Below are 10,712 nucleotides of genomic sequence, written 5' to 3' on the forward strand. Positions count from 1 at the left end.
TTTACTCCTTCGCTGTTATAATTTTAGTTCCACAATTCTTGATTACATTTAGTAATAAACTGTGTTTTTTTCTTCCATCTACCAGATGAACATTTTTAGTGCCTTTATTAATAGCAGTAACGCAGCATTCCAGTTTTGGAATCATACCGCCAAAGACAATACCCTTATCTATAAAATTTTTAGTTTCAGCTACTGTGATTGATGATAAAAGCGTTGATGGGTCTTTTATATCTGTATATACACCATCTATATCTGTCATTATTAATAACTTTTCAGCTTTTAGCACACCACTTATAAAGGCTGCAGCATAATCTGCATTTATATTGTAACTATGTCCGTCCTCTCCTATGCCTACAGGAGAAATAACTGGGATATAGTTATTTTTAATTAAAGTGTGTAATAACTGCGAATTAATATTAACAACTTCTCCAACGTAACCTATATCAAACTTTTGGTTACCTTTATAAACAAACTTCTTTTTAGCCTCTATTAGATTACTATCTTTACCGCTTATACCTATGGCATTTAGTCCTCTTGTACTTAATATAGAAGATAGTCTTTTGTTAATATTTCCTGATAGGACCATCTCTACAACTTCCATAGTAACGCTGTTTGTAACTCTTAATCCTTTTATAAATTTATGCTCTCCACCGGTTTTTTCAATCCATTTATTAATTTCAGCACCACCACCATGCACTATAATCACTTTAATACCGACCCTTGTCATAAGCACTACATCTTCTACAAAGGCTAACTTAGCGGCTTTGTTACTCATTATACTTCCGCCATATTTTATAACGAAGGTCTTTCCCTCATACTTATTAATTTGTAAAAATTCTTTTATATTTAAGTGATTATCGGTTATATCCATTCTGGCCTCCAACTTTAATATGTAATTTCCATTAAATTTTATGAACTTTGCAACTTTTGAATAATTATACACCAATTTGAATAAGTATTCAATAAAATATTGATTTTTTTATAAGGTTATTGTATAATCACTTTTAACATTAAATTTAATTAAGAGGTGGTTATTATGATAAAGGCTGGAATAATGGGGGCCACTGGCTATGCCGGTGAACAATTAACATGGCTTTTGTACAAGCATCCAGAGGTTAATGTAGAATTTTATTCTTCTCATAATTATGCAGAGGTGGGCTATAGTGACATCTATAATAACTTCTATAGTTATATAGATGACATTTGCGTTGATATGGAAACAGCTATAAGTAAATTATCAAATATAAATGTTCTCTTCATTGCGTTGCCACAGGGCAAGGCCTTTAAAATAGCTGAAAAAGCATTGTCGCTTGGGGTAAAAGTGATAGATTTAGGTGCTGATTTCAGACTGAAATCTAAGGAAGTATATGAGCAGTGGTATGGCGTTAAACATGAAAGTGAAGGCCTTTTAGCAAGTGCTGTTTATGGCTTAACTGAATCAAACAGAGAAGCTATAAAAGAGTGCAACTTGTTAGCTAATCCAGGGTGTTTTCCAACAGCTACTATATTAGCGCTAACTCCGCTTTTGAAAAACAATCTAATAGATCTAAAATCCATAATAGTTGATGCTAAATCTGGAGTATCTGGAGCGGGTAGATCTGCGAATATTAGCTCACTTTTTACAGAATGTAATGAGTCAATTAAAGCTTATGCAGTTGTTAGTCATAGACATACTCCAGAAATTGAACAAGAGCTAAGTAAGGCTGCATGCGATGATTTAATGATATGTTTTACTCCGCATTTAGTACCAATGAATCGTGGAATTTTATCAACCTGTTATGGGTCACTTTTGAAAGAAGTAACTACAGGTGAGCTTATAGATTTATATAGAGATTTCTACAAGGAAGATTATTTTGTAAAGATTATTGATGGATTACCTGAAACAAGATGGGTAAGAAACTCAAATTTATGTCATATTGGAATCAAAGTAGATAAGCGTACAAAAAGAGTAATTGTAATATCTGCTATAGATAATTTAATAAAAGGTGCCGCAGGTCAAGCTGTGCAAAATATGAATATAATGTTTGGAATAGATGAAACTAGGGGACTTGAAATCATTGCTATGGCACCTTAGAAAATGTATAATTATGCAATAAATGTTATTAAAATAATATGTATAAATTTATAGGAATAATACGATAAATGCATAAACTTATAAAAATAATACAATTATTATTTATTTGGAATGTTTCACCTTTTATTGAATAGAATAGTATTAAGTATACTATATATTTAAAAAGTGGGTGAAATATGAGAATGACGTTTAAAGGTGCCAAAATAGTAATAAATATATTTTCTGCAATAGTCTTGTTTCTATTTGTTTTTATTATATTAACGCCTACACATAATCCGGTTAGAATCAGTACAAGCCTAGGTAATATACCGAAAATCTCTCCATTTTCTTTAAAAGATAGTGATATAGTCTATAATGCCAAAGCCGATTCTGATATTCCTAAAGTTAAAGATGAAAGTAAGTCTGATGATTTAAAAATTGAGAGTCTTAACAAAGCAAAGGCAATGACTGAAGTAAAATGGATACCTAAGCGTAATATGGTTGATAAGAGTTGCTCTTATACTTTTATTAAAGGAAAAGTATATCAGGGGGTACCATATAGTATGGACCCATATCAAGTTTCATCACCGGGTGATTTTCTAAATAAAATTAATAAAAATAAAGGACTATATGGTAATGACTGCTCTGGTTTAGTTAGTGCAGCTTGGGGCATAAAAAGGCAGACTACCCTTACTCTTTATGATGAGGTAAAGAGGACTAGTAAAACAGGGAAAAAATTTGTCAGCCAAATATCCTGGGATGATTTGAAACCTGCAGATGCTTTGCTTTTAGATAATGGTAGTGGAAAAGGACATATTATGTTATATATAGATTCAGATAAGAAAAACAGTGATAATTTAAATGTGTATGAACAAAACATACCTACAGTTACACCCTACGAGCCAATTCCAGTAGCAAGAAAAGATGTAAGATCTAAAAGTAAATTAATGAAAAAAGGGTACATACCTATTAGGTTAATGGGACCTGTATAATATAATTTTGAAAATAAAATAAATAAGCCCTCTATTAAATTAGAGGGCTTATTTTTTTTTAACTATTATATAGAAAAGAGATGGACTGGTTAAGATTGTGTATTTATACAATAATATTTGGTATGTATACAAATTTAAGATTAATAATATATAAAAATAGTAGACGAGCTAAATTAGATTAATGGATTAATTCTAGTAAAAAATATAATATAGTTGTTTACAAATATTCTATATTACGGTATGATGATAATGGAAATCAAATGATTACGAGTATTACATAGAAATTAAATATATTTTTTTATATAGCAGTTGATAATGAATTTCAATATCGTCAATAAAGTTTAAGAGGAGTGATTTTATGACAAATCAAATATCATTAGTAGAAATAGAATTGAAAACTAGGGTTAAAGTAGTAGATATATCGTTAGCAAGTAAAGTTCGAAGAAGAATAATGGATATGGGAATAGTTAAAGGTACAGAAATTGTTGTAATAGGAAAAGCACCTATGGGTGATCCTATAGAGCTTCAGGTTAGAGGGTATTCTTTAAGCCTTAGAAAAAGCGAAGCAAGAGATATTATGGTGAAATTGATTTAACGACATTTAAGTGTGAAAAATAATATGGAGGTGGGAATGATGAATATGCCACTAAATTTTATTGGAATAGGAAAGTTTGCAGAGATTAATAGTGTACAAGGCGGCGAGAGTATGTGCAAGAAAATTATGGAGATGGGCATGAGCAAGGGTGCTATAGTAAAAATTATGAAAAATGATAATGGTCCTTTAATTGTGAAAGTCGGAGAAACTCGATTAGTTCTGGGGCGAGCTATGGCACAAAAGGTTATGGTCCGAGAAGTTTAAAATAATGCGAAATTATGGGGGAGCAATATGAGTAAAGATTTAGTAATAGCTTTAGCTGGTAATCCTAATTGTGGGAAAACTAGTTTGTTTAATTCATTAACTGGTTCAAAGCAACATGTCGGTAACTGGCCAGGAGTTACAGTTGAAAAAAAAGAAGGTAAATTTAAGTTTGAAGGCAGAAACATAGTTGTGGTGGATTTACCAGGAACTTATAGTCTTGGAGCATACTCAGATGATGAAATAGTAGCCCGCGACTTTATATTAAAAAGTAAGCCAGACGTGGTGATTAATGTAATTGACTCAAGTAATATTGAAAGAAATTTATATTTAACTATGCAAATTTTAGAAACTGGTGCAAAGATGGTTTTAGCACTTAATATGATGGATGAAGCAAGAAATAAAAACATAGAAATAAACGTTAATAAGGTATCAAAAGCATTAAATATACCTGTTGTTGCGACTATTGCGACTAAGAGCGAGGGTATAAAAGAACTTATACGCGAAGCAATAAAAATAGGCGATTCATTAGAACGCGATGCATTTAAAATTGATTATGGTAGTGACATAGATAAAGAAATTAAGTTGCTTACAGAAACTTTTTTAGAAACTTCAGCTACTTTAGAATACCCAGTACAATGGACATCACTTAAGCTTTTAGAAGGCGATGAATATATAAAGAAATATACAAATGAGAATGAAAATCTTGAAAAGATAAATGCTACATTGGAAAAAAGTGTAGAAAAATTAACCGGCAAAATAGGGTATGAACCAGATGCTTTTATAATAGATAAAAGATACGAATTTATAAGTAAAATAGTACAAAATAGTGTTAAAAAAGAAGTATCAAATGTAGAAAGTACTTCTGATAAAATAGACAAATGGACTACTCACAGGTGGTTTGGAATACCAATATTTGCATTAGTAATGTTTCTTATGTATCAGCTATCAATGACCTTTGGGAATGAATTTTTAGGAGGACTAGTAGATAGTGGATTTAGTGCTCTAGGAGATTTTGTAGGTGGCATTTTGACTGGTATGGGAACGCCTGCACTGTTACAATCATTTATAACTGATGGAATAATAGGAGGACTTGGGGCAGTATTTGTATTTACACCTATGATTTTCACTATGTATTTTCTTATAGCTATTCTTGAAGATAGTGGATACATGGCAAGGGCAGCTTATATAATGGATAAGTTTATGAATTCAATAGGGCTTCATGGTAAAACAGCGGTATCTCTTATAATTTCTAGTGGTTGTAATGTGGCAGGGATAATGTCTACAAGAACATTAGATAGTAGAAAAGATAGAATGGTGGCTATACTTATAAATCCGTTTGTATCTTGTAGTGCAAGACTTCCAGTTTATGCATTGTTTGCTGGTGCTTTCTTTGCAGGTAGAAAAGTTTGGATTTTTGATGCAGGTGGAATTATTGTATTCGGTCTTTACTTGCTAGGGATTGCAGTTGCAATATTAATGGGTAAATTTTTAAGCGCGAAAGTATTTAAAGGAGAAGAATCTTATTTTGTAATGGAACTTCCACCTTATCGTATACCTACAGCTAAAAGTGTATTTATTCATATGTGGGAAAAATCCTCTCATTTTCTAAAAAAGATGAGTACAATTATATTAGGGTTAGTTATAATTGTTTGGGTACTCTCAAACTTACCAATGGGAATTGAGCCAGGAACTAGAGAGAGTTTAATTGGATCAGTAGGGGCGGTTATTGCACCAATATTTAAACTGGCAGGTTTTGGAACTTGGCAGGCTGGAGTGGCACTTATAACAGGTCTTGCTGCTAAAGAAGCAGTGGTTAGTACTTTGGGAACGGTTTATGCAGCATCAAATGATGCATCATTAACCGCGGCTATTCAACAGGCATTTACGCCTCTTACATCTCTAGCGTTTATGGTAATGACTTTATTGTATTGTCCTTGTGCAGCTACAATAGGTGCAATAAGAAGAGAAACAAACTCTAGAAAATGGGCAATTATGGCAGTAATATATACTTGCGTAATTGGTTGGATAGGAGCAGTTTTAGTATACCAAATAGGAAGTCTTCTAGGCTTTAAGTAGTATTTTGAATAAAAAGAGCAGAGATTAACCTTTGCATGAGAATGAATATTAATATCAGAATGTAAAAGAAAATTTGAAATAAAAGGGAGGGTGTATTATGTTAATGAAAGTACTTGCAAGATTAGTTCAAGGCGAAAGGTATTCTAATAATATAATGGCCAAGGAATTAGGAATAGATGAGGGTATGGTTGAGCAAATGCTAGTACAACTTCAGAGGCTCGGGTATATTGAAAAGGAAGATATGGAGACTTGCTCAGGCGGATGTAATTGTGGGAGCAGTTCTAAAAAACCGAGCTGTTGTAGTAGCTCAAATGTGAATATAAATATGTGGAAAATTACAGACAAAGGTAGGAAAACTATATTGAAGGTAACATAATAGAAGTCCAAACCCTTGGCAAAGTAAGGGGAAAAAAACTGCTGAAATATATTTATTTCAGCAGTTTTTGTTTTGTTAACATATGGAAGACTACTACTTTTCTATATGTTGGTATAATTTCGTGTGCGTTATTGTTTTTCTTTTTACATATATAATTGAAGGTACGGATCTTTCGCCCAAGCTGTCGCAGGGAGTGTTTATGACTTCATCATTATAATATAAGGTAGAGGAAGAACCTCCATCTAAGTTAGCAGCATTATAAGCTCCAAATTTATACAGTTCATCTTGTACTTCTCTTAAAGTAGCTCCTAAGCTATTTAGCTGCCTACCATCAATAACTATTAATATTATTGCACCATCTTTTCTTTGTGCAATGGCTGTTCTAGGCGCAATGCCCCAGCCTCCATCACCACTATTTATAGTTTTCTTTCCGTTAACTATGATGGCGGGGCCAAAAGATACTGCTTCAGTTACCCCAATCTTTTTCATATCTTTAATAGAATGAGGACCAACTAATAACTTACCCGATTTAGTTAATCCTACAACATTTCCTTTCTCATTTTCATTTGTTATATCATTATAAACGATTTTTCCACCAGTCATTATAATACCCTCTGGATTTGCTCCCGTTCCTGTCCAAAGTGATCCAGGAACTCCATCAGAAAACCCACCACCATTAATCGCAGCAATGGCACTATTATTTTTTGCAATTTCACTGGTAACTTCGCCTTCATGTCCGAGCTTACGGCTGTAACCTACTTTTAGCCTAGTGGGGTCATTAATTACTAGTATAGACCCTTTAAATCTTTTTGCGCGTATAACATATCGTTCAATACTAGTATCATTTTTAGCCTCTATTTTTATATCAGAATTTAAGTTATCTTGAACTATATGTTCTACCTTTTGCTGACTCATAATTTGTTTTATTTTTTCATCAGATAAAAATGATGTTGCTAGCCATTGCAATGAAGTAGTAGTCATAGCTGCACCTACAACTGTAGTCTTTACCTTTTTAAATGGACCATAATAAATTAAAAATGGACCTGTAATTGCTGCGAAAATAATTTCAAATAATATAAATAATAAAACAAGTAATCCTATGCTTGTTTTATTATTTGCACATTTTTTTGTTTTTATCATAATTCCCATCCTTTTTATCAGTCACTATAATTATATTATTAAAGATGGGATTATATTTGCAGTATTATTTTTTATTTTTGGATATGGAGATTACGAATAAGCATCTGAAAGCTCAACTTGCACGGTTTCATTTCTACTTCTCATTTTGCTATTATATAGCGTATCTTCATTAAGTACCTTTTTAGACGGAAGTTTAACTGTAAACGTACTTCCACTGCCGAATTCACTTTCAACAGATATACTACCGCCATGTAATTCTACAATTGACTTAACTAAACTCAAACCAATACCTGTACCTTCTGCATTTCTTGATAGTGAGTTATCTACTTGATTAAATCTATCAAATATCATATCCAAGTACTTGTCTTCAATGCCAACCCCAGTATCCTTGACTGATATTTCAACAAATTCATTCTTATCATTAACGTTTATAAATATGTCATCGCCTTCATCTGAAAATTTTATCGCATTTGATATAAGATTTAATACTACTCTTTCTACCTTTTCTGGGTCACAAGCAATAATTTTTTCTTCTGTATTTGTATCAAAAATGATTTTTAATCCTTTGCTGTCAGTAAAGTTTGTTACAGACATAGCTATTTCCTCTACAAATTCGACTATATTATTATTTGATAGGTTTAATTTAAAGAACCCTGCTTCAATTTTCGATAAATCAACTATGTTATTAATCATTTTAGATAATTTATAGGAATTTTGCTTAATTGAGGCTATATATTTAATAATTGAATCCTTCTTTTGGTCCAGGGATCCATTAGTGCAATACATATTTAATAACTGAGTTGTTGCAAATATAACATTTAGTGGAGTTTTAAGTTCATGGGATATGTTAACAAGAAATTCTCCCTGCAATTTTAATGCTCTTTCCATCACTATATTGGACTTTATTTCAGGGGTAACATCAATTATTAAAACTAATATTTCCTCGATTTCTCCGTTTAATTTAAACACTGGTTCAAATATAAGATTCCAATATACCTCGTCCCCATTTATCAAATGTTTCTTTTTATTCAAATACTTAGTTTTCTTTTCTTTTAAGACTTCATCAATACATTTGTAATATTCAGTTGTTTTGAGTGGTCCTAGTAAAATTTCAGCATTATTATTTCGTATAAGGTTAATTGATTTAAAATCAGGCTTTAGCAATTTAATGTAATCAAATGCTTTTTTATTTATATCAATAATGTTTAAATCCGGACATGATAATCTAATAACAGGTAAATCAAAAGTGTCTATCACTCTGCTTAGCATTTCAAATCGGCATCGCACGGAGGCCAATTCAGTTCGATTCTCAATTAGCTTGGTTCTCCTCTTTACAATTTGATTTTTAATAGTATTTTGCGTAACCTGAGTAGCAGTCTGAAATAGGTACTTCATCTTATTGTTTTCAAATATAGGTGTTAGGGTAGAATCCCAATAAGTTATACCTCTAGTAAAGCTATCAAATTTGAAATCTTTTATATAGTTTGCCTTTTGTGACCATAGGACAGTATTATAAATAACTTCAACTTGGCTTCCCGAAAATCCAGGTATAATTTCTCTAATAGGACTACCTATACTATTTTCTCCTTTATTAAAAGGAGAATCCGTAAAATTAAGGTATTTTTGATTCGCTTTAAGTAATATTAAATCGGGTACACTGTAAATAGCTACACCCGATATGTTATCTATAAATGATTGCTCAACAAACATGAGCTTGTCATTAAGTCTGGAATTTGGGGTCTCAACAAAAGTATATATTCTTTCATTCGTCCCTTTAACATGGGAAAGTGATATATTAACTTCTATTGATTGACTGGATTTTGTAAATATATAGTATGTATAGTTACTATCTATAGTATCAAGAAGTATTTGTGAGTTGATTTTTAGCATTTCTCCTATTTCTATGAGCGATCTATTTAACAATTCATCTAACGCATACTCTGTTAAATCAAGAAAATCTTTATTAACCTTTGTTATAATATTATCGCACGAATATAAAAGTGGTTTTATTATTATGCTACTAAAGGTGGTTTCCATCATAATTCCCCCAATTTTTTTAACACGCCCAATATAGATTTTATAATCATAAATTAAGTAAATTACCAAAATTAATATACTTATTATTACATATTAGCATATAATAAAATATATTGCCATATATAATCATGTAATTATGCAATTTTTACTCGGAATTTATGTAATTTTATACAGTAATACAATATATTACTTTTTAAAATAAACGTTGGAATAATATTACAAATGTGGTATAATTATAAATGTCTAACATACTAAAATATTACAGGGGATGTTATTTTATGATTGTAATAATGTAAATAGCTCCGAAGGAGATAAATAGCCCGAAGGAGATAAATAGCTCCGAAAGAGATAAATAGGTATAGAGAAAATAAGTAATATGAAATCGTATTCATAAAAACTGAAAAACGTAATAGCTTCAGGCTAGCTATAAAAAGCCTGTAAATATAAGGGGGTAAAATCGTATGAAACAGAATAAAGTAAGTGATAAATTTCATGCCATAAGCGGCAAAATCTTTCCCTTACATGGTAGATGGCTTGTGGTAAGTAGCATTGCATTGGTACTTGCAATAATAGGGGCAGGAAGTTACTATATTACACAACATAAATTAACTGAAACGGAAAGTCCAAAAACGGTACAGGCAGTCCAGTTAAATAAGGAGTTAGCTAATAAGGCGGTTGAAATAAAAGCAAATGATACCGTAGAAAAAATAAGTGATGATGAGTTATCACTTTATAGTACTATGCATAAAATGATAAACACTAAAATTGTAGCACAAGACGGGAAAATATGGGGAGAGATACAAATAACCCCCGACAAGTGCAACCAACTAATTGCGAAAGTTACAAAAAGTAAATATCCTGATAAGGCGACTTTGTTACAATTTCTTGAAAGGTGGAAAGATAATAATTTTAAAAGTGGAGTGGACGAACATAATTACCTATGGGATGGACTTGGGGGCACAATAGGAAAAGCAAAAGATATGAGATAAGGTAAAAAGTATATATTACGCGTATTGCATTCGCTTCGCTAAGAACTACTAATTTTATTTTTAATTAATCTGCTAGAAATATAAACTCGCTGTATCGCTCAAACATATGTTTTACTGAGCGTTTCTTAATTAAAAATAAGAAGTTCTAAAGCTTGTTTCAATGCATTATACGTAATATATACTTTTTTTG

Annotated in this window: 10 protein-coding genes; 7 read left to right on the forward strand and 3 right to left on the reverse strand. The window is 31.5% G+C overall.

What is annotated here, in order from left to right:
* Position 1: 1 nt before the first annotated feature.
* Entirely contained in the window at positions 2–871 is an 870-nt protein-coding gene (gene argB / locus KTC94_RS13615) for an acetylglutamate kinase (RefSeq protein ID WP_220320133.1), read from the reverse strand.
* Between the two features lie 165 nt (positions 872–1,036).
* Between argB and argC the strand changes: the two genes are divergently transcribed.
* The 6 genes from argC to KTC94_RS13645 all read left to right on the forward strand — a co-directional run bounded on the left by argC (position 1,037) and on the right by KTC94_RS13645 (position 6,356).
* Entirely contained in the window at positions 1,037–2,074 is a 1,038-nt protein-coding gene (argC, locus tag KTC94_RS13620; RefSeq protein ID WP_220320132.1) for an N-acetyl-gamma-glutamyl-phosphate reductase, read from the forward strand.
* A 176-nt stretch (positions 2,075–2,250) separates the two neighbouring features.
* Positions 2,251–3,045 carry a C40 family peptidase gene (locus KTC94_RS13625; RefSeq protein WP_258876433.1) on the forward strand — a complete coding sequence of 265 codons (795 nt, stop codon included), beginning with the start codon at positions 2,251–2,253 and terminating at the stop codon, positions 3,043–3,045.
* A gap of 358 nt (positions 3,046–3,403) precedes the next feature.
* Positions 3,404–3,640 (forward strand): ferrous iron transport protein A, encoded by a 237-nt coding sequence (locus KTC94_RS13630; protein ID WP_165412499.1) that lies wholly within the window; start codon positions 3,404–3,406, stop codon positions 3,638–3,640.
* A gap of 36 nt (positions 3,641–3,676) precedes the next feature.
* A complete protein-coding gene (locus KTC94_RS13635; RefSeq protein ID WP_165412500.1) occupies positions 3,677–3,904 on the forward strand; it encodes a FeoA domain-containing protein in 228 nt (75 codons plus the stop codon).
* A 27-nt stretch (positions 3,905–3,931) separates the two neighbouring features.
* The gene (gene feoB / locus KTC94_RS13640) at positions 3,932–5,980 is read left to right on the forward strand and encodes a ferrous iron transport protein B (RefSeq protein WP_216302592.1); all 2,049 of its coding nucleotides are present in this window, start codon (positions 3,932–3,934) and stop codon (positions 5,978–5,980) included.
* A gap of 97 nt (positions 5,981–6,077) precedes the next feature.
* Positions 6,078–6,356: a FeoC-like transcriptional regulator gene (locus tag KTC94_RS13645; protein ID WP_220320131.1), complete on the forward strand. Its 279-nt coding sequence runs from the start codon at positions 6,078–6,080 to the stop codon at positions 6,354–6,356.
* 93 nt (positions 6,357–6,449) lie between these two features.
* Here the strand turns inward: KTC94_RS13645 and KTC94_RS13650 are convergent, their stop codons facing one another.
* Together KTC94_RS13650 and KTC94_RS13655 are read right to left on the reverse strand one after the other, a co-directional pair.
* A complete protein-coding gene (locus KTC94_RS13650) occupies positions 6,450–7,496 on the reverse strand; it encodes a phosphodiester glycosidase family protein (RefSeq protein WP_220320130.1) in 1,047 nt (348 codons plus the stop codon).
* 90 nt (positions 7,497–7,586) lie between these two features.
* The gene (locus KTC94_RS13655; protein ID WP_258875976.1) at positions 7,587–9,533 is read right to left on the reverse strand and encodes a HAMP domain-containing sensor histidine kinase; all 1,947 of its coding nucleotides are present in this window, start codon (positions 9,531–9,533) and stop codon (positions 7,587–7,589) included.
* 461 nt (positions 9,534–9,994) lie between these two features.
* On the opposite strand from KTC94_RS13655, the gene KTC94_RS13660 reads away from it, so the two are divergent.
* A complete protein-coding gene (locus KTC94_RS13660; RefSeq protein ID WP_220286180.1) occupies positions 9,995–10,522 on the forward strand; it encodes a DUF6241 domain-containing protein in 528 nt (175 codons plus the stop codon).
* The last annotated feature ends 190 nt before the right edge of the window (positions 10,523–10,712 follow it).

This window comes from Clostridium sp. CM028 (assembly GCF_030585565.1).
Classification (GTDB): domain Bacteria; phylum Bacillota; class Clostridia; order Clostridiales; family Clostridiaceae; genus Clostridium_AD; species Clostridium_AD estertheticum_B.

What these genes read in the sequence shown, in the direction of transcription:
- argB (WP_220320133.1), bottom strand. Translation starts at nt 871, where the DNA reads ATGGATATAACCGATAATCACTTAAATATAAAAGAATTTTTACAAATT.
- argC (WP_220320132.1), top strand. Translation starts at nt 1,037, where the DNA reads ATGATAAAGGCTGGAATAATGGGGGCCACTGGCTATGCCGGTGAACAA.
- KTC94_RS13625 (WP_258876433.1), top strand. Translation starts at nt 2,251, where the DNA reads ATGAGAATGACGTTTAAAGGTGCCAAAATAGTAATAAATATATTTTCT.
- KTC94_RS13630 (WP_165412499.1), top strand. Translation starts at nt 3,404, where the DNA reads ATGACAAATCAAATATCATTAGTAGAAATAGAATTGAAAACTAGGGTT.
- KTC94_RS13635 (WP_165412500.1), top strand. Translation starts at nt 3,677, where the DNA reads ATGATGAATATGCCACTAAATTTTATTGGAATAGGAAAGTTTGCAGAG.
- feoB (WP_216302592.1), top strand. Translation starts at nt 3,932, where the DNA reads ATGAGTAAAGATTTAGTAATAGCTTTAGCTGGTAATCCTAATTGTGGG.
- KTC94_RS13645 (WP_220320131.1), top strand. Translation starts at nt 6,078, where the DNA reads ATGTTAATGAAAGTACTTGCAAGATTAGTTCAAGGCGAAAGGTATTCT.
- KTC94_RS13650 (WP_220320130.1), bottom strand. Translation starts at nt 7,496, where the DNA reads ATGATAAAAACAAAAAAATGTGCAAATAATAAAACAAGCATAGGATTA.
- KTC94_RS13655 (WP_258875976.1), bottom strand. Translation starts at nt 9,533, where the DNA reads ATGGAAACCACCTTTAGTAGCATAATAATAAAACCACTTTTATATTCG.
- KTC94_RS13660 (WP_220286180.1), top strand. Translation starts at nt 9,995, where the DNA reads ATGAAACAGAATAAAGTAAGTGATAAATTTCATGCCATAAGCGGCAAA.